The sequence below is a fragment of the Bacillus badius NBRC 15713 genome (genome assembly GCF_001591605.1).
Classification (GTDB): Bacteria; Bacillota; Bacilli; order Bacillales; family Domibacillaceae; genus Pseudobacillus; species Pseudobacillus badius.
In genome coordinates, this window is the sequence record NZ_BCVF01000011.1 from 22036 (window position 1) to 46211 (window position 24176).

At 43.8% G+C, this 24176-nt stretch carries 27 protein-coding genes; 4 read left to right on the plus strand and 23 right to left on the minus strand.

Annotated elements, in window-relative coordinates; all coding sequences use genetic code 11:
- Window positions 1-10: 10 nt before the first annotated feature.
- Window positions 11-517 carry a PCYCGC motif-containing (lipo)protein gene (locus BBA02S_RS07605; protein WP_041096826.1) on the plus strand — a complete coding sequence of 169 codons (507 nt, stop codon included), beginning with the start codon at window positions 11-13 and terminating at the stop codon, window positions 515-517.
- A 58-nt stretch (window positions 518-575) separates the two neighbouring features.
- Here BBA02S_RS07605 and BBA02S_RS07610 read toward each other — a convergent pair whose 3' ends face one another.
- The 19 genes from BBA02S_RS07610 to mntR form a co-directional block, all read right to left on the minus strand.
- A complete protein-coding gene (locus BBA02S_RS07610; protein WP_041113334.1) occupies window positions 576-1418 on the minus strand; it encodes a DegV family protein in 843 nt (280 codons plus the stop codon).
- A gap of 157 nt (window positions 1419-1575) precedes the next feature.
- Complete coding sequence (locus tag BBA02S_RS07615; RefSeq protein ID WP_041096830.1) at window positions 1576-3627, minus strand: sigma-54 interaction domain-containing protein; 2052 nt, start codon at window positions 3625-3627, stop codon at window positions 1576-1578.
- Between the two features lie 141 nt (window positions 3628-3768).
- Window positions 3769-4935, minus strand: coding sequence for a beta-aspartyl-peptidase (gene iadA / locus BBA02S_RS07620; protein ID WP_052477256.1), 1167 nt, complete (start codon window positions 4933-4935; stop codon window positions 3769-3771).
- A gap of 21 nt (window positions 4936-4956) precedes the next feature.
- Complete coding sequence (nhaC, locus tag BBA02S_RS07625) at window positions 4957-6405, minus strand: Na+/H+ antiporter NhaC (protein WP_041113333.1); 1449 nt, start codon at window positions 6403-6405, stop codon at window positions 4957-4959.
- A gap of 117 nt (window positions 6406-6522) precedes the next feature.
- Window positions 6523-6825, minus strand: coding sequence for a hypothetical protein (locus tag BBA02S_RS07630; RefSeq protein ID WP_041096834.1), 303 nt, complete (start codon window positions 6823-6825; stop codon window positions 6523-6525).
- 54 nt (window positions 6826-6879) lie between these two features.
- On the minus strand, window positions 6880-7674 hold the full coding sequence (locus BBA02S_RS07635) for an ABC transporter ATP-binding protein (protein ID WP_041096835.1): 795 nt from the start codon (window positions 7672-7674) through the stop codon (window positions 6880-6882).
- Entirely contained in the window at window positions 7649-8668 is a 1020-nt protein-coding gene (locus BBA02S_RS07640; protein WP_041098142.1) for an ABC transporter permease, read from the minus strand. Before BBA02S_RS07640 ends, BBA02S_RS07635 begins: the two co-directional genes overlap by 26 nt.
- Before the next feature lie 224 nt (window positions 8669-8892).
- Entirely contained in the window at window positions 8893-9894 is a 1002-nt protein-coding gene (locus tag BBA02S_RS07645) for an ABC transporter substrate-binding protein (RefSeq protein WP_041096837.1), read from the minus strand.
- A 360-nt stretch (window positions 9895-10254) separates the two neighbouring features.
- Window positions 10255-10740: a dihydrofolate reductase gene (locus BBA02S_RS07650; RefSeq protein ID WP_041096839.1), complete on the minus strand. Its 486-nt coding sequence runs from the start codon at window positions 10738-10740 to the stop codon at window positions 10255-10257.
- Between the two features lie 78 nt (window positions 10741-10818).
- The gene (locus BBA02S_RS07655; protein WP_041096841.1) at window positions 10819-11838 is read right to left on the minus strand and encodes an STAS domain-containing protein; all 1020 of its coding nucleotides are present in this window, start codon (window positions 11836-11838) and stop codon (window positions 10819-10821) included.
- A 388-nt stretch (window positions 11839-12226) separates the two neighbouring features.
- Window positions 12227-13183 (minus strand): thymidylate synthase, encoded by a 957-nt coding sequence (locus BBA02S_RS07660; RefSeq protein WP_041096843.1) that lies wholly within the window; start codon window positions 13181-13183, stop codon window positions 12227-12229.
- 7 nt (window positions 13184-13190) lie between these two features.
- Window positions 13191-14003, minus strand: a complete 813-nt coding sequence (locus BBA02S_RS07665) for a class I SAM-dependent methyltransferase (protein WP_052475113.1) — start codon at window positions 14001-14003, stop codon at window positions 13191-13193.
- 41 nt (window positions 14004-14044) lie between these two features.
- Entirely contained in the window at window positions 14045-14479 is a 435-nt protein-coding gene (locus BBA02S_RS07670) for a BrxA/BrxB family bacilliredoxin (RefSeq protein ID WP_041113332.1), read from the minus strand.
- Window positions 14480-14495: 16 nt separating this feature from the next.
- On the minus strand, window positions 14496-15620 hold the full coding sequence (locus BBA02S_RS07675; RefSeq protein ID WP_041098146.1) for a conserved virulence factor C family protein: 1125 nt from the start codon (window positions 15618-15620) through the stop codon (window positions 14496-14498).
- A 70-nt stretch (window positions 15621-15690) separates the two neighbouring features.
- Window positions 15691-17574, minus strand: a complete 1884-nt coding sequence (locus tag BBA02S_RS07680; RefSeq protein WP_041113331.1) for an ABC-F family ATP-binding cassette domain-containing protein — start codon at window positions 17572-17574, stop codon at window positions 15691-15693.
- Between the two features lie 24 nt (window positions 17575-17598).
- A complete protein-coding gene (locus tag BBA02S_RS07685) occupies window positions 17599-18099 on the minus strand; it encodes a hypothetical protein (RefSeq protein WP_052475114.1) in 501 nt (166 codons plus the stop codon).
- 23 nt (window positions 18100-18122) lie between these two features.
- Window positions 18123-18800 (minus strand): class I SAM-dependent methyltransferase, encoded by a 678-nt coding sequence (locus BBA02S_RS07690; RefSeq protein WP_041113330.1) that lies wholly within the window; start codon window positions 18798-18800, stop codon window positions 18123-18125.
- Between the two features lie 120 nt (window positions 18801-18920).
- Window positions 18921-19346 carry a hypothetical protein gene (locus BBA02S_RS07695; RefSeq protein ID WP_063440224.1) on the minus strand — a complete coding sequence of 142 codons (426 nt, stop codon included), beginning with the start codon at window positions 19344-19346 and terminating at the stop codon, window positions 18921-18923.
- 297 nt (window positions 19347-19643) lie between these two features.
- Window positions 19644-20063 (minus strand): transcriptional regulator MntR, encoded by a 420-nt coding sequence (gene mntR, locus BBA02S_RS07700; protein ID WP_041096851.1) that lies wholly within the window; start codon window positions 20061-20063, stop codon window positions 19644-19646.
- Between the two features lie 251 nt (window positions 20064-20314).
- Between mntR and cspD the strand changes: the two genes are divergently transcribed.
- Window positions 20315-20515, plus strand: coding sequence for a cold-shock protein CspD (gene cspD / locus BBA02S_RS07705; RefSeq protein WP_041096853.1), 201 nt, complete (start codon window positions 20315-20317; stop codon window positions 20513-20515).
- A gap of 50 nt (window positions 20516-20565) precedes the next feature.
- On the opposite strand, the gene BBA02S_RS07710 is transcribed toward cspD, so the two are convergent.
- Window positions 20566-20754 carry a zinc-finger domain-containing protein gene (locus tag BBA02S_RS07710; RefSeq protein ID WP_305954908.1) on the minus strand — a complete coding sequence of 63 codons (189 nt, stop codon included), beginning with the start codon at window positions 20752-20754 and terminating at the stop codon, window positions 20566-20568.
- Between the two features lie 22 nt (window positions 20755-20776).
- Window positions 20777-21430, minus strand: a complete 654-nt coding sequence (locus tag BBA02S_RS07715; RefSeq protein WP_041096855.1) for a reverse transcriptase-like protein — start codon at window positions 21428-21430, stop codon at window positions 20777-20779.
- Between the two features lie 123 nt (window positions 21431-21553).
- Here BBA02S_RS07715 and BBA02S_RS07720 point away from each other — a divergent pair, with 123 nt between their 5' ends.
- Together BBA02S_RS07720 and BBA02S_RS07725 are read left to right on the plus strand one after the other, a co-directional pair.
- On the plus strand, window positions 21554-22225 hold the full coding sequence (locus tag BBA02S_RS07720; RefSeq protein ID WP_041096857.1) for a queuosine precursor transporter: 672 nt from the start codon (window positions 21554-21556) through the stop codon (window positions 22223-22225).
- 163 nt (window positions 22226-22388) lie between these two features.
- A complete protein-coding gene (locus BBA02S_RS07725; protein WP_041096859.1) occupies window positions 22389-22790 on the plus strand; it encodes an RNase H family protein in 402 nt (133 codons plus the stop codon).
- Between the two features lie 167 nt (window positions 22791-22957).
- On the opposite strand, the gene BBA02S_RS07730 is transcribed toward BBA02S_RS07725, so the two are convergent.
- Entirely contained in the window at window positions 22958-23230 is a 273-nt protein-coding gene (locus tag BBA02S_RS07730; protein WP_231557145.1) for a DUF6123 family protein, read from the minus strand.
- A gap of 20 nt (window positions 23231-23250) precedes the next feature.
- The gene (locus tag BBA02S_RS07735; RefSeq protein WP_041113329.1) at window positions 23251-24168 is read right to left on the minus strand and encodes a 5'-3' exonuclease; all 918 of its coding nucleotides are present in this window, start codon (window positions 24166-24168) and stop codon (window positions 23251-23253) included.
- Window positions 24169-24176 lie beyond the last annotated feature (8 nt).

A 24176-nucleotide genomic window follows, 5' to 3' on the forward strand; every position in this document is an offset into this window, starting at 1 on the left:
TTTGACCGAATTGAAGGTACTATATTATTTTGCCGTTCTTGGCACGTTGCTCGTCCTAATTGCAGGCTGTTCCTCTAAAACCAGCGAGGAAAAATCTGAGAAGGCGGAGCATTCCGGCCATCATGATGCCCATACTCAAGCGAATGGGGATTTGCAGGAGACTACCTCTTCTGTAGAAGAAATGCCTGATTTCTTAAAGGATAAAGATGAGCAGATGAAAGCTATTTACTTAGCGGCCGCCAAAAACCCTGAGGTTCTTGAATCTATGCCTTGCTATTGCGGCTGCGGTGATTCAGCTGGCCACAAAAGTAATTTAAACTGTTTTGTGGCTGATATCTCAGAAGACAAAATCGTTTGGGACGATCACGGCACACGCTGCGGCGTATGCTTGGAAATTGCTGCCGAATCTGTGCTGATGTTTAAAGACGGCAAGCCACTGAAAGAAATTCGCCAATATATTGATGAAAAATACAAGGAGGGGTACGCAAAGCCAACCCCAACTCCAATGCCGGCATAAAAAAGTGTTCTGAAAGCTTAAGCTTTCAGAACACTTTTTATTTATAGGAAGCAAACGCTCATTTCGCCCAGTACATCAACCCAAGGGCGCCTACTCCTGTATGGGTGGAGATAATCGGAGTCGTCGTCTCAATTTCAAAATCGTCAAATCCCGTGACTTCGATGAGCTTCTCTTTTAACCGGCTTGCCAGCTCATAGCCCTCCGCATGCATCAAACCAATTTTTATCACCTTTTTCCCTTTAATTTCCTCGGCTATTTGCGCAGATAAGTACTTAATCACTTGGGCATGGCTGCGCACCTTTGCCACCGGATTTAGTTCTCCTGTATCCAGGTTTGCAATGGGCTTTATGTTTAAGAGAGAGCCGATAAAACCTTTTGCCCTGCCAATACGGCCGCCTTTTATTAAATTCTCTAACGTATCCACCACAATGTAGAGCTTCGTCTGCGAACGAATTTCCTGCAGCTGATGGACGATTTCCTCAACCGGGACGCCTTGTTCAGAAAGCTTTGCCGCTTCCACGACTTGGAAACCCAGCGCTTTTGAAATATAGCCGGAATCAACCACCGTGACATCCGTTTGGCTCATCTCTGCGGCCTGTTCGGCCGCCCGTACAGTCCCGCTCATCTTTCCTGTCATATGAACCGACAGCACTTGACTGCCATCCTTTCCTAACTCATCATATACCTCTAAAAAGCGGCCTACAGAAGGCTGTGAGCTTTTTGGCAGCTCATTTGCCTCCTTCATTTTTTCTAAAAATTCATCAGGTGAAATATCAACTGTATCTAAATACGTTTTTCCATCTATAAAAATCGTTAAAGGAACGATAGTAATGCCATACTGATCCAGCACTTCTTTCTTTAGATCCACAGTTGAATCCGTTACTACTTTAATTTTTTGCACGATTCCACATCCTTATTATCCATCTGATCACATTATATCGCTAAACCTATTCTATGAACATCTTAATCTCTCGTTTTTGGATATTCCAATAAATATAAAAAGACGAAGAGAAGCTTCGTCTATAATGAACGCTAGTTTATAGCGGCTCTCGCGCCCTCTAGTCGGCTTCTTCTGCAACTGTGGCACTTTCCGCAATCTTTCTTGCCTGCTTTTCGCCTCTCTGGCTTACTGTACATCCTCTTACACCTTTATTCACTTCGATCCACCCTTTTTTCCTTAAAGCTTCAAGGATAAGTTTTACTTTTCCCTCTCCAATGGACAAACCTCTATTTTCTAATTCTTGCACAATACGTCTCCTGCCGATCCCATACTTTTGATAAATAATGAGCAGCACCTGCTCTTCTGCTGACAGAAAAGGCTTGATCTGCTTGAGCTCTGTCTGCGGTTCTTCGCTTTTCCATTCTGCAATGAAATAGGCCGGCAAATCATTCAGCCCCATTCTTTGTTTTGGAAGCTTTATGTTTACCATATATTCAACTATATTTACCAGCTCTCTTACATTTCCCGGCCAAGGATGGAGGGATAAAAAATCTGCTGCTTCTTTATCCAAGTATTCATTTACATGATACACATTATTCTGGGTGAATACATTCAAATAATGATGAACCAGAGGCATGATATCTTCTTTTCTTTCCCGCAAAGGTACTGTATCCAAAGGCAGAACATTTAAGCGGTAGTATAAATCCTTTCTAAAAGATCCATCCGCTACTTTATCTGCCAGATTTTGATTGGTAGCCGAAATGATGCGAACATCCACCGGCACCTGATGATTGCTCCCAACCCTTCTCACTTCCCCTTCTTCAATGACTCTTAATAATTTAGCTTGCACATCAAGCGGAGTCTCTCCAATTTCGTCCAAGAAGAGCGTTCCATGATTCGCTGATTCAAATAATCCCCTTTTCCCTCCCTTTTTAGCACCAGTAAATGCTCCTTCTTCATAGCCGAATAACTCACTTTCCAACACCGAAGGAGAAAGAGCTGCACAATTGACAGGAACAAACGGCTGGTTAGAACGCGGGGATTCATTATGAATCGCTTGAGCAAGCAGTTCTTTCCCCGTTCCGCTTTCTCCTTGAATGAGAATCGAACCCTGTCTCTTGGCCATCCTCTTCGCCAGTTGAATCATCCTATTCATTCGCTCATTGCGGGAATGAATATGAGCAAACTGGTAACGAGCTATGAATTTGCCGCTATTGATTTTAGAGCTAATCACTTGATCTACATATTTAAAATTGTCATAGTTTTCAAGTTCAATTAAATAACAAATGACCTCTTTCTCATTTTCAACCTTATCCACAGATAGAATGTATGTATTATTTCTTAATTGAAACAGCTCTTCTTCATAATATTGAGCCGTCCTTATATCAAACTCGGCTCCGAATAAGTCTGTCACATGAACATCCAGAAAAGCATTCCCTTCAAAAATCCATTTCATTTTTTCATTAGAGTAAGTGACCTGCCCCTTTTCATCGCAAAACAATAATGCTTTAGGAAACTTATCGAAAATCATAGTTAACAATAAATTTGAATCATCCAACTTTCTGTTAATGATTGATAAGTACTTGGTTAGCTCGATAATTTCACTGACAAATTCAGAGGAGGCAAGCATCCCGGCTTTTTTAAGAATATTTAATTCAGACATAATTTCGGTAATGGTGGTGATATCAACCTGTCTATTCCCAATATCAATGACTTCTGAAACTTCCGGCGGCACAAACCGGCTTTCTCCCGGTGTGACAGCTATCGCACATGAAGAGTAGCTTGAAATACCCGGATAGTAAGGAAAGAAAGCCAGAGAGTGAAAGCCATGCCCCTTCAACTGCTCGATAGCCTCATAACAGCTTTCTTTTGTATCATTCACTAATAAAACATTCGTTTTCTCTTTCAGCATAAAAAGCTTTTCAATATGACGATAGCTCAATGCCCGTCTGGCAACGATAATCTTTTTAGCCCCTTGTACTTGTGCAGCTACGTGCTGTAAAATCGGTGCTCCTGTTAAGAGCACAATTTTATCTTTAAAGTCTTCCTCCACGCCTTTTTCAATGGAATATCCCCGAATAGCCACTTCATCTCCGACATAACGTTTAATTTGTTCCGTCATGCTTTCCAACGTGTTGACTCCTAGAGAAATGATGATTAATTCCTTCATTGCTGCTCCTCCTCTCTTCTGCTCCTAATTGGCCGTTCGTTCGTACGGATTTGTTATAAATGTTAACAATAAACTGACAATAAAAAAAGAGAGCTTTATCCACAGCTAAAGCTCTCTCACAAGAAAAGAAATGTCCCTGTTCTATGATTCGAATGTGCCTTTTCTCACCAGTTCATATTCCTTTATAAATTGCATCCCATTGACGAACATATTTCTTATTCCCATCTCTTCATCCATCAGGACAATATCTGCATAGCTGCCCTCTTGCAGGACGCCTCTTGCCGGATAAAGCCCTAATCCTTTTGCCGGAGTCACCGTAAATGGTTTTAGTGCCTCCTCCACGGAAAGCCCTCGTTCACTGACCAGTTCCTTTAAAGCATCCAGTGTAGGCTGAAACCCTGCCACCTCAAGACCCTTCAGTTCACCTGCCTCATTGAAGACAGGCATACTGCCGTTAGCATCTGAACTGACCGTTATTTGATCAATTGCCACCCCTTTGTCCACCAAATACTTAAGCGCTTGTGCGGGAGACAATCGGCCTCGGCTTCCCTTTAGCGTAATATTGGAAGTAAGATCTACAAGTCCTCCGCGATGAGCATATTCTATAGATGCTTCCAATAAATCCTCGCTTCGGTTAATATGCGTCGGGCTGAACAGGCTAATGGGCAAATCGGTTTCCGAGAGAATTTCATAGAGAGTATTATAATGATTGCGGCCGGTTCCCATATGCAAATGGATGAACCCTTTCTTTCCCGACAGCATAGAGGCTACTCTTACATGGGCAGCCAGCCTTTTCATCTCCTCTTTTGTGATATAAGAAGAACGATGGTCCTCAATAGCAAGCTTTAAACCCAATACCTCTTGGAAGAACATAATATCTTCCCTTACATCTCCTGTAAATGTGTTGGGGGGATAACCATATCCTCCGGTTAAAATATACGCATTGATCCCCTCTTCTCTTAAAGACTTGGCTTTAGATAATAAATTTTTTATACTGCGCCCTATATCATTTGTGCCAAGCAGGCCTACTACTGTAGAAATTCCTTTACTCGCCAAGGACCCCAGTTGAACTTCCGGTGTGCTTGAAGAAAACCCTCCTTCTCCTCCTCCTCCGGTAATATGAACGTGGCGATCAATTAAACCTGGTATACATATCGTATTTTTTCCATCGATCACCTCGACGTCTACCCCGCTTATTGCTATGTCATTAGCGATTTCAGCAATTTTATCGCCTGCAATCAGCACATCTTTTTCTCCTAAATCTTCTGGTGAATATACATGTGTACCCTTAATAAGCTTTAATATCATGTTTTTTCCCCCTGCAGCTGTTTAAAATTTATATTGAAAGTCATCTTTTGAAGAATCCACTTCAGCAGATGGTTTGATTCTCTCGATTGAGAACCCTGTGTATCCATAAATAATGGCAAAAATAAACCCTACATAGCACATAACTGCCCACGGCAAAAATTCAATCACCGGCACGCCTAACGTACTCGACATATACACTCCCGCCAAAGACCAAGGAACGATCGGGACAACGACAGTCCCTGAATCCTCCAGCGTTCTTGAAAGGTTTTTAGGATGCAAACCCCTTTCAGCATATACATTTCTAAAAAGTTCTCCGGGAATTAAAATAGATAAATAAGAGCTTCCCGTCGTGATAGCAATCGTAATACAAGATAAGACAGTAGCCAGAATTAAGCTGCCTGTTGACTGGGCTTTTTCATTGACTTTTTCCAATACAACATCTAAACACCCAATTTTGCTTATGATTCCTGCAAAGGCAAAAGAACAAAAAGCAATTAAGGTCGTTCCCATCATCGAAGTCATTCCCCCGCGGTTCAACAAATTCGAGACATCCTCCGGAACTTTGGCTGCATCGACTGTTCCAGACATCATACTGACATCAAATCCGCTGACCGTAGACAAGAACGCATTTGCAATAGAAACACCTTGAAAAGTCACTCCTAAAATAATGGCTATTGTTGAAGAAGCAAGCATAACCGGGATAGTAGGATACTTTAAAATCGAACCCGCTAAAACGATCAGAATAGGCACAATTAACAATAAGTTCCAATCATACATAGCTACCAAAGTGGAAGTCATCTCATTGAGGGCTTCTTGATTATCACCGCTAGTAATGGTCATCATTTTTCCTGCTATAAAATAAACAATTAATCCAATAATGGCAGCTGGTATAGTCGTGTACAGCATGTGCTTTATATGCTCATATAGCTTGCTTCCAGCGGCGGCAGGAGCCAAATTCGTTGTGTCAGAAAGCGGGGACAGTTTATCTCCAAAGTAAGCGCCTGCTACAACCGCACCCGCTGTCATTGGCAAAGAAACACCTTGGACAAGAGCAATTCCCATCACTGCAACTCCAATAGTTCCTGCTGATCCCCACGACGTGCCAGTGAAGGTGGAAACAATCGCGGCGACAAAAAAAGCAGTAACCAATAAATAATTAGGATCAATTAACTTTATTCCATAAAAAATCATCATTGGAATGGTGCCTGCCACCATCCAAGTTCCAATTAAAACCCCGACCGTAATTAAAATTAGAATCGCAGACATTGATTTAGCAGTTGTCTCAACAATTCCATTTTGCATTTCTTCCCAAGATACACCTAAGCTTTTCCCAATAACGGCCGCTATCGTCGCGGCAATGATCAGAAGAGGCTCCGCTCTTAAATGAAAGAGGCCGTAACCTATTCCGAGCAGCAACAGCAGCGCAACGATAGGGATAATGGCCAAAACGAAACCAGGCTTTTTTTTCATATGAACTCCCCCTTATTTTTACTTTCACTTAGTTATCAATAATGCAATAAGCGTGCCAATTACCCACTAGTCAGAATTTACTGATATTTATGCTTTTCTCCCTATATGAACGACTGTTTACCAAGAAACAGACGGGATATAACGGGTTAGAAAATCACAATTAGACCAATAGATCCCAATAAATAAAAAATTGATGTCTACTTCATCAAACAACAGAAAGTGGCTGTCCAATTCGTCTATAAAATAAAAACAGGTGGAGAAAAAGCTTGATGTTTCTCCGCCTGTTTGCAAGGATAGCGGCGACTCGTGCGGGAACAGCGCGAGCTCTGGAGGGAGCACGGTGAAGAAAGCATCTGCCGCAATAAAGACCAAGTCTATTTTTAAAAGAAAAAGGAGCCGATTCGAAAAGTCATGTTTCATGACCTTTTGAATCGGCTCCTCAAATTACAGAAAGCCAATTTAATTTATTTTTTATTATGCCAAAAGTGAACGGTCGCTTAAGAGGGCTTCGCCGCGGATTCTTTGGAATTCCGCCAACAGCTTCTCCACAGTTAAGTTTGGCTTTTCTGTTTCGTTTGCCTGGAAAATAATCTGACCCTTATCCATCATAATCAGACGGTTGCCAAGATCGAGCGCCTGCTGCATATTGTGAGTAACCATTAGTGTAGTTAGCTGGAACTTTTCTACAATCTCTTTCGTTAATTTAGTAATTAAATCCGCTCTTGCCGGATCAAGGGCGGCCGTATGTTCATCCAACAGAAGAATATCCGGCTTGGTAAAGGTAGCCATCAGCAAGGAGAGCGCCTGCCTTTCTCCCCCAGACAGCAGTCCGACCTTCGCTTGCAGACGGTTTTCAAGACCCAGATGCAGAATCTCAAGCTGCTCACGGAAGAAATCACGGCGTTTCTTGGTTACACCGAACTGCAGCGTCCGCGGCTTCGTTCGATTGTAAGCAAGAGCCAAGTTTTCTTCAATCGTCATTGTCGGCGCTGTTCCCGCAAGCGGATTCTGAAACACCCGCCCAATTTTTCTGGCACGCTTATGCTCTGACATGGCAGTCATATTTGTTCCATTGATATTTACAGTTCCATAATCCGGAAAAATATTCCCTGAAATAATGTTCATGAGAGTAGACTTTCCAGCCCCATTACTGCCGATCACTGTGACGAAATCACCAGGTTTCATGTGTAAGTATAATTGATTTAAAGCGATCTTTTCATCTGGTGTTCCTTCATAGAAAACTTTATAAATCTGTTCTAGCTGCAGCAACCTGATCGCCTCCATTTAACTTGGCCGAATCTAATTGGGCGGCCCGTTTTTTCTTTCTTGCTCCTGCTTTTTGTTTATCAATTAACTTAGGAACTACAAGAGCAAAAATGACAATAACAGCCGTAATGAGCTTCATATCTCCTGTTTCCAAGAAGTCTGCTCTCAATGCCAGTGTTACAATCAGACGGTATAAAATAGCTCCCACTAATACAGCAAGAGTGGCTCTGACAATGGTCGCATTGCCAATGACCGCTTCCCCAATAATAACGGAAGCCAATCCGATAATAATCATCCCGATGCCCATTCCAACGTCGCTAAAACCGTTATACTGGGCTACTAATGCTCCAGAAAAGGCAACTAGCGCATTGGAAATGCCCAAGCCAAGAACCTTTAGCCAGTCCGTATTAGCTGAAAAGCTTCTTACCATTCCATCGTTGTCACCAACTGCCCTCAGGCTTAATCCAATCTCCGTTTTTAAGAAAAGATCCACCATCTTTTTAATAGCAAAAGCGATAATGAACATAACAATAAAAATTCCCCATGTAGAAGGGATATAATCGCCTAAGCCAATAGAGGTAAATAAGCTTTGCATCATGCTGTCAAAGCCGATCCCCTGCCACCAGGAAGCGATTTTTGTAATCACTGTTTCTTCGGAAAGAAGCGGTACATTAGGTTTATCCATAATGCGAAGATTAATGGAATAAAGAGCAATCATCATTAAGATTCCAGATAATAATGGATTAATTTTTCCTTTGGTATGAAGTATACCTGTTACGCATCCTGCCAAAAATCCAGCGGCCAAGGCTGCTATTGTAGCGAGAAAGGGGTTAACGCCGGAAATGATTAATACAGCCGCTGTTGCCCCTCCAGTTACGAAACTTCCATCTACTGTTAAATCAGGAAAGTCCAATATTCTAAAGGACAGATAGACTCCTAAAGCCATAATGGCATAAATAACACCAACTTCTACTGAGCCAAATAAGGCTGTGAACATATAAATCTCCTCCTGTGGACCGATGGTAAGAGGGCTGTGGGAACACCTGCTTTCTGCGACATTCATAGCCGGGCGGCTTCCTCCGCTTTTGTCCGGCACCCCGCTGAAAAACAAACCTTTCCCATCAGCCTTAGCGTAAGAGATAGACGCCATCTACCGCTTTAAATAAAGCCCCCTCACCTGGTTACTTTGGCTAGCTAATTCTGCTTTATTGCCCCGCAAAATTATTCCTTCACAAATTCTGCCTCTTTCTTCCATTCATCTTTAATTTCGATATTCATTTCTTTTGCGGCTTTCTCATTAATCAGCAGTTTCAAGTTTTGCGGAGGCTGTACAGGCATGTCTCCCGGTTTTTCCCCGTCTTTTAATACCTTCGCCGCCATTTCTCCCGCTTCATAACCGATGTCATAGTATTCAAAGCCAAACGCTGCAAACCCTCCGCGCTTGACAGAATCAAGCTCGCCGACGAATAATGGAATGTCTTTTTGGTTAGCCACCTGAACAACCGACTCAAGTGCAGATACGACTGTATTGTCAGTGACGATATAAATCATGTCGGCTTTTCCGGCAAGCGATTCAGCAGCCTGTTTTACCTCAGAAGAAGATGATACCGTCACCGGCACAAGCTTTAACCCGTTTTTCTCCATTACTTTTTTAACGCTTTCCACCTGGGCTACAGAATTTTGCTCTCCCGCATTATAAATAACCCCAACGCGTTTGCCTTTAAATTCCTTAGACATAAATTCAATCGTTTTCGGAATGGCGTCCGGATGCAAGTCTGTTGTGCCGGTAATATTTCCGCCAGGTTTTTCCGTGTCTTTTACAAGTCCTGCCGCCTTTGGATCAGTAACGGAGGTAAAAATAATCGGGATGTCTTTCGTAGCATTCAGCGCCCCTGTTGCACTAGGAGTGGAGTTAGCAAAAATGAGGTCAACTTTGTCACCGGCAAAGTTATTGGCGATTGTCTGATTATTGTTTTGGTCTCCTTGAGCGATTTGCACATCATAGTCTGCTTCTATCCCTGCATCCTCCAACGCTTTTTTAAAGCCTTTGTAAGCGTTATCAAGAGACGGGTGCTCAACAAGCTGAGTAACGCCAATCTGATACTTTTTAGCTTCTTGCCCCTTTGCTTCTTGTCCCTCTTCTTTACTCTCTCCGCCACAGCCGGCCAATAACAATGCACTTGCTATCCCAGCTGCAGTCATCCCTTTTATCCATTTTTTCATCCATACTCCTCCTTAAGTCCCTATCTTTCTAGTAAATTCTTCATTTATTTCTAAGATAAATTTATTATGCTTGAAAGATAACAGAAAATCAAGTGTTTTCAGAATATTAATAATACGTTTTTTTCTCGTTAGTGCTTTGGTGCGTTATAGCGCAAAAACTGAGTTCCTTTGAATTATTTATTTCGCAACATATTATCCAAAAAAACCTTCTCCTGATTTCTTATCATTCATACGCACAAACCGGCTTTCAAGTTTTATTCTTCGAAGGCGGCATAAGAGACAATTTCCCTCTCTTCTTCATTTTATCTAACAAAAAAAGCTTGCAGAAAAACTGCAAGCTCATACAATTAAAACCGGCTGCTACCTTCTTTTATACATTCGAAAATAATATTCATAGGGATTTTTCTCATTTTTCGGCCCCTGCTTTTCAGAAATAAGCGCCCATTCCTCCCATTCAATAGAATCAGGAAAAAATGTATCTCCTGCAAAAGAATGATGGATTACCGTTACATACAGCTTGTCCGCATAAGGCAGCATTTGCTTGAAAACTTCTGCTCCGCCGGTGATAAATAACTCTTTCTCCTGTTTAGCCCGTTCAAGCAGTTCTTCATAGGAGTGAACGATGGTACACCCGGCTGCTTCATACTCTTTATCACGTGTAATAACAATGTTCTCCCGGCCAGGCAACGGCTTGCCGATGGACTCATATGTTTTTCTTCCCATCACAATCGGATGGCCCATTGTCGTTTCTTTGAAAAACTTCAAATCCTCGGGAAGCCGCCAAGGGAGGCCGTTATCCTTCCCCATCACGCCGTTTTCATCCATTGCCCAAATAAAAGAAATCATGCCCGTCACCTTCTCTTTTCATCTTGCCGCTATTCATCTCTCAACAATAGAGGCAGTATATATTATACGTATTATTCATCACGGTTTTTCCGTGATTTGCAGCCCTTGCTGGTCCAGAGCATATGTAATGCCTTGCTGCAAAGTAGAGAAACAAGGGCTCTCTTGGATTTCGTAGCCGCTTTGCGTAATCCTCAAACTTAACTCCGGCGTGATGCCAACAAACAAACAATTTGTTCCCAGCAAAGAGGCCGCTTGGACAAACTTTCTCAAAAAATCGAGCGTGTATTCATCCACTCCTTTAATTCCTGTTAAATCAAGAACTAAATAGGAAGCCCGGTAGTTCGGCAAATTCAGCAGCGTCCGATTCAATAGCTCTTCTGCCCGGAATTCTTCATATTTCCCTATAAGCGGGATCACAAGAATAGAATCCATTACTGGAATAATGGGAGAAGAGATATCTTTAATAATGTCCGATAACATTTTTGTCCGCTCGGAAATCGTTTGCTCGAGTTCTCTTTTCGCACGCTGTTCCTCTTCCTGAATCATCGTATGGACATTCAGCGTCGGTGTCACATGAGAAGGAAAGAATTCATATTCGGTATATGAATCTCCCGCAATTTGGCTCTTCGATACTTTGTACCAAACTTGCGCATTCAACAGTCCGCTCAGAACGCCAGCCCAGTGTCCAGGCAGAAAGGTGCCTTCCTCCGTCTTGTGCTGGGCAACATTAATCTTATATTCCCAGCTATTCTTAACGCGGACAACTGCTCTTTTTTCTTTTTGCGAAAAAGACTGGATCTCTGTGATTCCCCAGCCAGCTGTTAAGTATGTAATAGGGAGCTTCTCTAAAACCGTGTCAACATCGCCGATCGAATCTAAATAAAAGCGGCTGACGATCTTTCCTGTCCGGTATCCGGCTGTTTCCAGCACAAGCTTGGCTGCCTTTTCGCCTGATATTTCCTCAATAGAGTCAAGCAAGGTTTTAAAGGCTGTATTCACCCAGAACAATACGACTTCATCATTTTCAAATGTAAATGTCCCCTTGTCTAAATCCCAATCAAATAGAGAACCGTGAACATCCAGCTTATAGTTTTCCAATTAGAATAACCTCCACTATCTTCTGCGATCATCATGCTAGTATAGTACCCTTTATTAGAAAAATAAAGCCTGCTCCATTAGGAGGGCAGACATCCTGTTCATGGCTGATTCATTCGCCATCGCAAACAGGTCAGCAGTTTCATTATAATGCTGCCGCAATCCCCTTGTAAATTCAAACGAGCGGGCACATAAGAAAAGGATAGATGAACAGGAAAATATCTCTGTATACATCTATCCTTATTCTTCACCTGTTTCGATTTAAGAAGCTTATTGGATTTTTATATAGGATTGGAGCCATTAAAGACCGTTCACTGCTTTTATTATAGGAATACATATACACTTGTATTTAATTTTACAAACTAATCCCGCTGTTTCTCTTTCATGCGTTTTAAACAGCTACCGGCGCCTTGATTGGACCATGAGGGTCGTAGCCGATCAACTCGATATCTTCCATTGTGAAGTCAAAAACACTTTTAACTTCAGGATTTAGCTTCACCTGCGGAAGCGGGCGCGGCTCTCTTTGCAGCTGTTTCTCTACCTGTTCAATATGATTAGAATAAATATGTACATCGGCACCTGTGTAAATGAGCTCGCCCACTTCCAAGCCGCACTCATGGGCGATTAAATGGGTCAGCAATGCATAGGAGGCGATATTAAACGGAAGACCTAAAAACACATCGTTTGAACGCATGTTAAACATGCAGCTGAGCTTGCCTTCCGCTACATAAAATTGAAAAGCATAATGACACGGCGGAAGCTGCTGATTTTTAAGCTCGGACGCACTCCATGCGTTGCACAGCAAGCGTCTGGAATCCGGATTTCGTTTAATTTCATCAATAATATACTGAATTTGGTCATATACTTCTCCATCGGCGCCTTCCCAGCTGCGCCATTGCTTTCCGTATACGTTTCCAAGATCGCCGAACTTTTGAGCGAAGCCATCGTCAGTTAACACTTTTTGCTGATAAACAGCAAGCTGCTCTTCGTACAGCTTCTTAAATTCTTCATCCTGCTGGCTTCTGATGCCGAAATCAGTCATATCAGGACCATTGTACTCCTCTGATTCCACCCATTTTTGAAAGCCCCACTCATCCCAAATATGATTGTTATGCTCCAACAGATAACGAAGGTTCGTATCTCCTTTTAAAAACCATAACAACTCACTGACAATCAGCCGGAAAGGCACCCGTTTGGTCGTCAGCAGCGGAAAGCCTTCCTGCAGGTCAAAACGCATTTGGCAGCCAAATACACTAATCGTCCCGGTTCCCGTCCGGTCGTCTTTTCTGATTCCTTCTTTTAATACATACCGGCATAAATCCAGGTATTGCTGTTCATTGTTGCTCATCTGATCTTCACTCCTTGTTTGTTACGCTGTCCACTCTTCTTTTGTCTTCTGCTTCAATCGTTCCGAAATGAAAGAGAGAAGCAGGACGGATTTGCTGGGCAAACCCCAGTTCTGCAAAACGGCCTGATTGATAGTGGTCTTTTAAAACTACCCGGTGTCTAGCAACCCGCAGCGCTTCATGAACGGCATCTTTTGTTAACTCATTCTGAATTGCAAGCTTTCTCAAGCCAGCAATCCCTTCAGAAGTTAAGATCGGCTTGGCAAACATCGGGTCGAAATAGACAATATCAAATGATTGGTCCGGAAGGCGGGCCAGCACAGACTCATAGGACTCGTTGACTACCTCAATTCTCTTCATGGCCGCATTAAGCTCCGGCAAAGGAGACACCCATTCCTTTAGGCCCTCTCGCACCATATAGGCAAGCACCGGCTGGCCCTCCACGCCCGTTACCCTGCCTGCCGCTCCTGTGACAAAACTGGCAGCAACGCTGTCTGATGCTAAACCGAGCGTGCAGTCAAGCAAAGACATCCCCGGCCGTAGTCCGGCGGCAGCAATAAACGGATCCTCTTCCCCTCTCATCAGTCGTTTGACGCGAAAGGAAGCTGAGTTGGGATGAAAGAAAAACGGTTCCTCTGCATCACGGGAATATAACTCCAACCGACTTTTGGCAACGATCAGGCAGTCAGAATGGTAGTGCGCCTGCAGTGAAGCGATCGAGCGCTTTTCTCTCCGCACAAATCGGCAGCCCAGTTCATCGGCCGTCTTTTTTGCTTTTTCTTCAAGATTCTTATTGGTGCGTGCTGATGTAGATACAATCATCTTTTCTCCTGTAAAAAAGGATGCCCGGAGACATCCTTTGTTTATTTGCAATATTGGTCAAATGCTGCTGTCAAGTCTTGAATAATGGAGCCCATATCATTTCCTTCGATATGCTCGCGCGGCACGAAATGAACGACTTCCTGGCCTTTTAACAAGGCCATTGATGGAGAAGACGGTTCGTAGCCATCGAAAAACTCGCGCATCTGAGCCGTTGCTTCCCGGTCTTGACCGGCAAATACAGTCACAAGATGATCAGGAGCCGGCTCATGCATCGTTGCCTGCACCGCAGCAGGACGGGCCAAACCAGCTGCACAGCCGCATACCGAATTTACCACGACAAGCGTTGTGCCTTCTGCGCTGGACATAAATTCACTCACTTCTTCTGCAGTTGTTAACTCCTTAAAACCTGCGTTTGTCAATTCGGCCCGCATCGGCGCGGCCATTTGCTTCATATACTCTTCATAAGCGTTTGTCATTTTGGTCCCTCCGTCATTATTTTTCTCTGGATTCTGTCATTTGCTTCCAGACAGACCCTTTCGCTTCTTCGCCGCCTTCGATACGTTCGATCGCCATCTTCACCTGCATTTGCACTTCGAACTCCTGGTCATTTTCCGCTTGCTTTAAAGCAGGCAATGCTGTTTCGTCGCCAACTTCGTATAAAAACATAGCGGCCCGCCAGCGGACGATTTTGCTCTTATCCTCCAGAGCCTTGCACATTGCCGGAATCGCTTCTTCAAATCCAAGATCAGAAAGGCAATCGCCAGCCGTGCGGCGAACCGTCACTGTCGGATCATTCAACCCTTCATATAAGAGCGGCAACACCTTTTTGTCTTCAATCATGCCAATATAAACAACGGCTAACCGGCGAATCGCCGGCTTACTGTCCGAAAGCGCCAGCTGCAGAACAGGAAGATCCCCTTCAGACGGAGCTTCCATCTGCTCCAGCCATTGATAACGTTTGCGCCAGTCTGCTTCTTCCTGCCACATGGAAGCCGTTAGTTTTAAGCTGCGCCGCTTTATTTCACGCTCAGGCTTGCCTTGCGCCCCGTCCTCAGCCAGCGCTTCCAGACGCTCGCGCGGATAAGCGGCCACAATCTCTTCAACCGTTTCTTTGCCCATCTCATCTAAGTCACCATATCGAATTCCAAACTCTTCCCACTTTCGTTGAAGAACATAGTTATCCTCCGCCAACTGGGCTTTCTTAAATGCTTCCAAAAAATAATCCGGCAGCGGAAAGCGTTTTTCCTCTGTGGAAGAAGTAAGCTTCAGTTGAATGGGGATGCCTTTAAACGTTTGAATAGAGGCTTGAACCTCTCCATATGAGTCCGTGGCTGCGGCAGCCTTTTCCTCTCCGCCGGCAGCTTCGCCAAAAACAGCCCTTACCTGCGGAAGCAGGCTTTGCCAATCATATTTGCCGTTTCGCTCAATTGCTAAAAAATCGGCGACGTGATAGACGCCTTTCACTCCTTCAATAGCGAGGATGGACTGAATTTGCTCCGGTGCTTCTTCTGAGACACCGGCTTTATAGTTATTGCTTTTCCCCGCAGGCAATTCTTCGTCCAAAATGACCTTCATTGTATTTGGACTTGGTGTAGGTTCAATCTTTACAATACGCAAAATGAACGGCTCCTTTCCCAAGCTTTACCGCCATTTTACCATAGATGAAACCGCCGGTGCTTTCATTTGCTCATTGCACAAATTCCGATAAATAACTCCAGCGCTCAATAAGCTCCTCCAGCTTTTCATTCAGCTGCTCCAATTCCTTGCTTAGCTGCTGCGCCCTTTCAAAATCGCTGCCCGCAGCCTCTAGCTCCTCATCTGCCTTGCTTATGAGCTTCTCGACATTGGCGATCTCTTCTTCAATGGTTTCCCATTCCCGCTGTTCATGATAGCTTAACTTTTTCTTTTTCGGCTTTTCTCTCACAGTTTCGTTCTTGGCTTCTTTAGCCGGTGCGCTCTCCAGCTTTTCAGCCATCGCTTGTTCGGCTAAATAATCGCTGTATTGTCCATAGTAAGAGCCAATGACCCCATTTCCTTCAAAGATCAGCAGCCGGTCTGCCGTTTTATCAAGAAAATAACGGTCATGGGAAACAGTTATAACAACGCCCGGGAAATCTTCTAAATAATCTTCCAATACAGTCAAAGTTTCTGTATCCAGATCATTAGTCGGTTCATCCAACAGCAGAACGTTCGGCTGCGTCATTAATAACTTCAACAAGTACAGCCGGCGCTTTTCTCCGCCAGACAGCTTATAAATCGGTGTGCCATGAGCATGCATCGGAAAAAGAAAACGCTCCAGCATTTGTGCAGCAGAAATTTTCTCTCCTGTCTTTGTTGTCACCATTTCCGCTGACTCCCGAATATAGGCAATCATCCGCATCTTTTCATCCATATCCGTGCGCTCTTGTGTATAATAGGCTGTCTTCACTGTTTGTCCTGTTACGATTTCACCGCTGTCGAATGGGAGTTTGCCGGCAAGCAGGTTCATAAAGGTCGATTTTCCGCTGCCGTTTTTTCCAATAATCCCGAAACGGTCTCCCGGCTTTACGAGCAGGTTAAAATCTTTTAAAATCACTTTTCCATCAAATGATTTCGACACATGACTTAGCTCGAATACTTGTTTGCCGAGCCGGCTGCCTTTCATGGCTAAATCAATTTGTTCTTTCTTCGGTCCCTGACCGATTGATCCTTCTAATTGCTCAAAACGGTCAATCCGGGCTTTTTGTTTGGTCGTTCTTGCCTTCGCCCCTCTGCGCATCCAGGCAAGCTCGCGGCGGTACAGATTTTTCCGCTTATCTTCTTCAGCTGCCTGCAGCTCTTCCCTCTCTGCTTTAGCAGCGATATAATCCTGGTAATTTCCTTTGTATGTATAGAGCTGTCCATGGTCCAGTTCAAACATTCTATTTGTTACTCGATCTAAAAAGTAACGGTCATGAGTAACGAGCAGCACAGCTCCTGAATATTTACTTAAATATTCTTCCAGCCACCCGATCGTTTCATAGTCCAGATGGTTGGTCGGTTCATCCAAAATTAATAAGTCAGGTGTCTCAATCAGTACTTGCGCCAGCGCCACCCGCTTTTTCTGTCCGCCTGACAATTCACCGACCTTTCGGCTAAAATCAGAAATGCCCAGCCGTGTTAAAATCGCTTCCGCATTTGTATTAGCTTCCCAAGCACCGAGGGCATCCATTTGTTTCTGCAACTCGAACAGCTGCTCTGCCACTTCCTGATCCTGAGGGCTCTCTTCAAGCTGCTTTAATGCTCTCTCATATTCCTTTAACAGCTGAATCACCGGCGCCTCACTTAGAAACAATTGATCCATTACTGTCAGCTCAGGATTCATTTCGGGCTCTTGTTCCAAATAAGCGATGGTGTAATCATTTGGGCAAACAATTTCGCCAGCATCAGGCGTATCTTTTCCGGCAACGATTTTTAACAAGCTGGATTTCCCCGTTCCATTTACACCAATTAAACCGATCCGTTCCTTTTCACCGATGGAAAAAGTTAAATGATCAAACAGCACTTTTTCCCCGTACGATTTTGTCATGTCTTGCACACTCAGCGCTCTCATTTCCATTCTCTCCCCGTTTGCAGATCATCTATTGTCTTTGGCTTCCATCTGGAGCGACTCAGCAATAAAACTCACCAAGTCACCAAGTTCCGGCAGCATTTCTTCTGTTATCATCCGCTCGAAATACACATGCCATTCATATACAGTACCAGTTTGATCAGATTCTATTTTCTTCCGTTCGTAGCGTCTTTCGGTTCCCCATATACGCTCGAAAAGATCCATCTTCGCCGCTGGCAATTCTTGTTCCGACCCCGTGTACAAAATACGAAGCGAAACACTTGGAACCGTACCGGCAAGAGGCAGCAACTCCCCTGCCAGCTTTGCCAGGTCTGCCTTGATAATCAGCGATACCTGAAGGCCAGGCCTTTCCGCCAGCGAAAACGTAATCGCTGCTTCCCGGCTGAGGCTGGCGAGATCCATTATATCCGTGCGATGATGAATGTGAAACAGGCCGGCAAGATCCCGGTCATATACTTCCGCCTGCATCATAAATTTAATGTTATCAAAAGCGGTCGGATCAAACACGTCAACACCTTCTTTGCAGTTGTTCAAGCTTTCTCTATCATAAATAGTGTAAAAAACGTCAACGATTGCTTCAATTCAGCTGGGAAGGCCTGTACGTATGGCTCTGTAATGCCGCCTTTATACACATGCTCCTCAGCCATATACAAAAAGCCGTTGTCTGCCGCCAATCTGGCAAATTCCCATGGCATCATCGTATTCATAATAACAGCTTCTCCGCTTAAGCGCTTATAACTGTTTTCCCGCGGTCCGGCGGTTGGCCCGAGTATAGCTGCACACACTCTTCCGGAAGGCTTTAGCACCCGGCGAATTTCCGCCAGCACTTGAGATGGGTTTTCCGTCCATTCCAAGGAATTGATAGCCATAACGGCATCAAGCTCTTCATCAGCAAATGGCAGGCTGGATAAATCTCCCTGCCTGAACGTCAGTCCTTCTGTTTCAAACCTGCGGGCAAGCTGAACCATCTTATTCGATAAATCGATTCCAATCACTTCATACCCTGACTGATGGAGCTTGCGGCTGCCGTAACCGTCACCGCAGCCCAGATCAGCCACCCGGCTGCCTTGTGGAACATATCCGAAAAAAAAAGGACAGATCCCTTTTCGGCTGCCTCGTTCCCACATCTCTGCGCTTTTCGACTGCCATCCTTCCGCTCTCGCATCCCACTGGCTTTTAGCTTCTGTGTGCCACGATCCGTTCGCCATGATTTATTCCCCCTTAGTTTTCTTCATTGTAAGGGAATCAACCGGCTTTCGGCAATATAAATAGAACCGCTCCTAGACTCAGAGCGGTTGTGCATATGGCAAAACGGAACAGTTATTATGTTAATGAACAAGCGGGCTTCTTGAAAAATAGCGCAGTGATTCTTCTTTCACCCTGGCAAACAGCCGTGAATCGATAAATGGAATAAGCTCTTCCGCAATGCTCCAAGCATTTAACTCAATTTGAGCCAAAACATCGAGGCTTTTCGTTTCTTCGAGCCGGTCGCTTAAGGAAGGAAGCTCTTCATCAAGCGCATGCCCAAGCTCGTGAGCAAAAATAATCCATTCATATTCCTTCAGCCGCTCCAATGATCCTAAAAGCCTTTCACATTGAATAGCGATATCTTGCTTAAAAAGCGTAACCGAATGATCAGCGGGCGAATATTTTCCTCCAACGCAGCGAGCCCCCGGAAATTCCTTTTTTATTTTTAGAGTCAACTTCGGATCTTTTTTTTTCATCAAGGAAGAAAAGCTGGTTTCTTCAAGCATGTTATTCTCATCTCACTCTGCTTTTTATCTTTATTATTATTCTTTCCCTTCCGATTCTATGTAATGGCTGCAAGAAAGAATAAAAAAATTTTTTCCCCTGTTAAAATGACAGCCTGGAATCAACCTTTTCTCCGCCCGATTTTTAAGAAACGAAACAAGAAGACTGCTTTCCTGCCACCTTAACGAAGCTAATTTTTTAATAATAGAAAAAAAGCGGTGACTTGTACATAGGTCATAAGAATCACTAAAAAGATTGTCCCGCTGGTCAGCTGTAAGCTTGCGAGCGGGACAATCCTTTTAGTCCATGGTTTTTTTTTGCAAAGAATGCAATGTTTGAATTCGTGCAGGGTCTTCATTAAAATAGTCCACAAGATCAGCGATGCGGTCAATGGAATTCCAGCTTAGATGATGCTCAATTCCTTCCACATCTTCATAAATGTGTTCCTCTTTCACACCAATGATCCGCAGAAATTCCTCCAGCAAATCATGACGCTCTACGAGACGCTTGCCAATTTTCTTTCCTTTGGCAGTTAAAACAAGACCACGGTATCTCTCGTATATTAAATATTCGTCCTTGTCCAGTTTTTGAACCATCTTCGTTACAGACGAGGGATGGACAGACAACGCTTCGGCAATATCAGATACACGGGCGTATCCTTTTTTATCTATAAGTATAAAAATTTGTTCTATGTAATCTTCCATGCTTGGTGTCGGCATCGGGATCCTCCTGAATGTACTCGTCTATTTAAGTTTACTATAAGAGCAGTTCCAGTACAAGTTAAGGAAGTTTTTCCGTTTAATCGGAAATGGTGAAATTTTTTGTATTTTTCCCTTTCCCTTCCTTGACTTTTTTTACTTTTTCCGGTATATTGTATGTATTATAAACAGACTCTCTGTTTGTAATGAATATTTTGATTTGGGCACATATAGATAAGATGTGTTTCGAAGATTTAGGAGGATTCATTAACATGCAAAACGGTAAAGTAAAATGGTTTAACAATGAAAAAGGATTCGGATTTATCGAAGTAGAAGGCGGAGACGATGTATTCGTTCACTTCACTGCAATTGAAGGCGACGGATATAAATCCCTAGAAGAAGGCCAAGAAGTTTCTTTTGAAATCGTAGAAGGAAACCGTGGACCTCAAGCAGCTAACGTTGTAAAACTATAATCCAACTCATAAAGCCGGCATATGCTGCCGGCTTTTTATTTTGTTTGTTTTTATTTAAGCAGGCGCTCTCCGCACCTTTTAAGCTGTTCTCCTACAGTACATTCTGTAATGCAAAATTTATGGGCGTAGGATTTTCCCTTCTCTTTTCGAAATGCCGCCTTCAGCAGGCAGCCTTCGCAATATGTGTGCAAAATTCCTTCTACCTCGGCTATTAGCTGTTTTCTTTCCAAATACACCACACCTTTCTGAACAAGACACTGCTTAGGAAATAACCGAATGACTGTTAACAATGGTTCCTTCTAGCGCCTGATTGGCGAGTTTATCCGCTTCTTTATTCTGCCTTCTGTCCACCGGTTTGTAAAGCGGCGTAAGATGAAGCGATTCCAGCTTGCTTTCAATTCGGTCGAGCCACTTATTTAACGTTTCATCAAAGCAAGGCCACTCACCTGACAGCTGCTTAAGAACCACATGTGAATCTCCTGTGATCGTCACTGGCACTTGCTTAACACCGATTTCCCCAAGAAGCTCGATAGCCCTGTAAAGAGCCGCATATTCCGCTTCGTTGTTGGACTCCAGCTGCAAGAGCCGGTCATTGATGCGGCAGCGCCAATCCTCACCGTTTTTCTTATAGTATACAGCGATTCCAATTCCTGATATTTGTGAAGAGCGGTCAAATCCGCCGTCAAAGTATACTTCTACTTCACTTGGTTCTTCATCAAGCTGCTTATTTAATTTTGTAAATTCCTTAACCGTCCATTCATTCAATAATTCATCCATAATGGTCGCCGTTTTCATCCGGCCCGTTCTCCCCAGATCCTCGATCAGCGGCAATACGATATCTTTGCTTATCCACTCAGATTCAAATTCTGCCTTTCTTCCCTTGAATTCATACTGCCATTTAATTTTCATTTTCATATCGATCCTCCGTTTTTCTTCTTGACCAATTTTTATGTTTTTGTATAATGTACGTTATGCTCAAATGTGCAAAGAAAGACAACTATTTTCCCGCTATTTCTTTTATCTTACAGGAGGTTTTACATGTTTAACGAGTGGTTCGGCTTTCTATTTATCATTGTTAACTTTACTATATTTCTGGCGATGTATCGACTATTTGGGCGCATGGGGCTGTTCGTATGGGTTGGAGTGGCCACGATACTAGCCAACCTTCAAGTAGTAAAAACCATTGAAGTATTCGGCTTAACGGCGACACTGGGCAATACGATGTATGGAACAGCTTTTTTGGCGACCGACTTGCTTAATGAGCGCTACGGCAAGGAGGATGCAAAAAAAGCCGTGTGGCTTGGCTTTTTTACCTTAGTCATGATGACAGTCATTATGCAAATGGTCTTGCTCTTTGAGCCGAGCCCGTCTGATATGGCTCAAGAGTCTTTAGGACAGCTGTTTGGCTTGTTGCCCCGCATCGCTGCCGGCAGTCTTGCCGCCTATTTGGTCAGTCAATTTGCCGATGTGTATATCTTTTCCTATTTAAAGAAAAAATTCCCGAAAGACTCACAATTTTGGATCCGCAACAATGGAAGCACGATGATCAGCCAGCTTTTGGATACACTTGTGTTTACGAGCATTGCTTTTCTTGGCGCATTTCCGGCCGGAATTTGGTTTCAAATTTTCCTGTCTACGTATGCATTAAAGTGGATTGTGGCTTTAATCGATACCCCGTTCGGCTATATTGCCAAACGTTTTCCTAAATAACAGCCAGCCAGATGACTGAACGAACCAGCTTTCAATCAGTCATCTTTTTTTCGTTTGCTTGTGAACAGTTTGGTTGGCTGGACAGACCTCTCCTCTTTGCATATTGCAAATGGTTTGTTTTTTCCGTAAAATTTTGTATGGCAAAGATAAAGGGGGAGTTTGTTTGTTTGAAGTATATACAGATGGAGCGAGCAGCGGATCGCCTGGCTGGGCGGGCGGCGGTGTGTTTATTAAAAACGGCAGCCATGTGGACCGCTACTCCTTTCCTTTTGGAATCAAAGATACACATGAGGCGGAATTCCTTGCTGTCATTAAAGCATTAGAATTATTGAAGGAAAGAGAGGCAGCCACCGTTTCTTTGCGGAGCGATTCCCAAACAGTCGTGCAGGCTATTGAAAAAGAATATGTACATAAAGAAGTGTATAAACCTCTCTTAAAAGAAATTTTAACATTGTCCAAAGAATTTCCGCTCTTTTTTGTGAAATGGATACCAAGCAAAGAAAATCGTGCGGACAGTCTGGCTCGCGAAGGCGTCAGGCAAAACAAAGGCATGAAAAAACGATGAGGCAGGCCAGCCGCTTCTAACGCAGGTGTTAGATTCCTTTAAGTATTGCGCTCGTTCCGCTTTTCCCGCTGCAGATCCGGTGTTTTTATCTAAACAACCGCCTGGTTTGTCCAAGCGGTTGTTTTTCGAAAGTATTCTCCATCTTGTTCACCCAGCCATCAGCTGAACTACAGCAAACCGTTGGAACGGGCAAAGCGGAAGGCGGTCTGCCGATTGGCGATCCCCTTCTCTTTAAACCACTCGAGCAAGGAGAGAAAAAAGCTGCCATCAAATTCCTTTTGTACTTTTAATGTAATCTCTATACCGGCGATCACTAATACATCAGACGCATCCGTTGACCTTTTTCCAAAATAAATAAAAGCGACCACTTCATCGGAAAACCGAAATCCTTTTTCCTCTAACTTAAGCAAATAATCAGCCAGTGCCTGTTCTTTCTTCACTTCAGTTCCCACCTTGAACATTATGCAAATGGATCAGCAGCCTCTGAATAGGCAGCTGCCGCTTTCATTTGTGTTAAGTGGCGTCGTACTGTTTTTAACTCCAATTGCTCCACTGCTTCTTCCGCTTCTTTGCTAACCCCTTCCCAGTCTGCTTCTGTAATATCCCAAACTAAAGGCACGTCGCAATTAATTTCCGCAAGCTGACGTGATAGATGGAGCATATCGAAGCCTTCTCTCATCTTCTTCTGCTGCGAGGGCGTGAGCTGTTCGATATTTTCAAGGATGCCATCGATAGTGCCAAATTCCCTGACCAGCTTAAATGCCGTTTTTTCGCCTATGCCTTTTACTCCCGGATAACCGTCACTAGGGTCACCCATCAATGCCTTTACGTCAATAAACTGCTTTGGAGTAATGGCATACTGGTGAGCGAAGCTTTCTTCCGTATAAGTTAAGTAATTGCCAAAGCCTTTTTGCAGCAGCGTCACTTCAATGTTCTGATCAAGAAGCTGCAGAAGGTCCTTATCCCCGCTTAAAATGGTAACCCGCCGCCCTTGGTGTTCCTGCTTGGCAATCGTGCCGATACAATCATCTGCCTCATACCCTTTCACACCAATATTGGGCAACAAAAAAGAGCCGGCTACTTCTTTAGCCAGATCAAATTGCGGCTGCAGCTCAACAGGAGGTGCCTGGCGATTCGATTTATAATCGGAAAACAATTCATTCCGGAAAGTTTGGCTGCCCATATCCCAGCATATAGCCGCGTGGGTAGGCCGCATGTATTCAATCGCCGTCAGGACATGCTTTATAAATCCTTGAACACCATTTGTCGGCATCCCTTGTGAGTTCACCATAAATTGGCCGCTGACTGCTGTCGCAAAAAAAGCCCGAAACAGCAAAGCCATGCCATCTATCAGCAGCAAATGTTCTTGTCTATTCATTTTGTCAC

What these genes read in the sequence shown, in the direction of transcription:
- BBA02S_RS07615 (WP_041096830.1), bottom strand. Translation starts at nt 3,627, where the DNA reads ATGAAGGAATTAATCATCATTTCTCTAGGAGTCAACACGTTGGAAAGC.
- iadA (WP_052477256.1), bottom strand. Translation starts at nt 4,935, where the DNA reads ATGATATTAAAGCTTATTAAGGGTACACATGTATATTCACCAGAAGAT.
- nhaC (WP_041113333.1), bottom strand. Translation starts at nt 6,405, where the DNA reads ATGAAAAAAAAGCCTGGTTTCGTTTTGGCCATTATCCCTATCGTTGCG.
- BBA02S_RS07630 (WP_041096834.1), bottom strand. Translation starts at nt 6,825, where the DNA reads ATGAAACATGACTTTTCGAATCGGCTCCTTTTTCTTTTAAAAATAGAC.
- BBA02S_RS07640 (WP_041098142.1), bottom strand. Translation starts at nt 8,668, where the DNA reads ATGTTCACAGCCTTATTTGGCTCAGTAGAAGTTGGTGTTATTTATGCC.
- BBA02S_RS07645 (WP_041096837.1), bottom strand. Translation starts at nt 9,894, where the DNA reads ATGAAAAAATGGATAAAAGGGATGACTGCAGCTGGGATAGCAAGTGCA.
- BBA02S_RS07650 (WP_041096839.1), bottom strand. Translation starts at nt 10,740, where the DNA reads ATGATTTCTTTTATTTGGGCAATGGATGAAAACGGCGTGATGGGGAAG.
- BBA02S_RS07660 (WP_041096843.1), bottom strand. Translation starts at nt 13,183, where the DNA reads ATGAGCAACAATGAACAGCAATACCTGGATTTATGCCGGTATGTATTA.
- BBA02S_RS07665 (WP_052475113.1), bottom strand. Translation starts at nt 14,003, where the DNA reads ATGATTGTATCTACATCAGCACGCACCAATAAGAATCTTGAAGAAAAA.
- BBA02S_RS07670 (WP_041113332.1), bottom strand. Translation starts at nt 14,479, where the DNA reads ATGACAAACGCTTATGAAGAGTATATGAAGCAAATGGCCGCGCCGATG.
- BBA02S_RS07680 (WP_041113331.1), bottom strand. Translation starts at nt 17,574, where the DNA reads ATGAGAGCGCTGAGTGTGCAAGACATGACAAAATCGTACGGGGAAAAA.
- BBA02S_RS07690 (WP_041113330.1), bottom strand. Translation starts at nt 18,800, where the DNA reads ATGGCGAACGGATCGTGGCACACAGAAGCTAAAAGCCAGTGGGATGCG.
- BBA02S_RS07695 (WP_063440224.1), bottom strand. Translation starts at nt 19,346, where the DNA reads ATGCTTGAAGAAACCAGCTTTTCTTCCTTGATGAAAAAAAAAGATCCG.
- mntR (WP_041096851.1), bottom strand. Translation starts at nt 20,063, where the DNA reads ATGCCGACACCAAGCATGGAAGATTACATAGAACAAATTTTTATACTT.
- cspD (WP_041096853.1), top strand. Translation starts at nt 20,315, where the DNA reads ATGCAAAACGGTAAAGTAAAATGGTTTAACAATGAAAAAGGATTCGGA.
- BBA02S_RS07715 (WP_041096855.1), bottom strand. Translation starts at nt 21,430, where the DNA reads ATGAAAATGAAAATTAAATGGCAGTATGAATTCAAGGGAAGAAAGGCA.
- BBA02S_RS07720 (WP_041096857.1), top strand. Translation starts at nt 21,554, where the DNA reads ATGTTTAACGAGTGGTTCGGCTTTCTATTTATCATTGTTAACTTTACT.
- BBA02S_RS07735 (WP_041113329.1), bottom strand. Translation starts at nt 24,168, where the DNA reads ATGAATAGACAAGAACATTTGCTGCTGATAGATGGCATGGCTTTGCTG.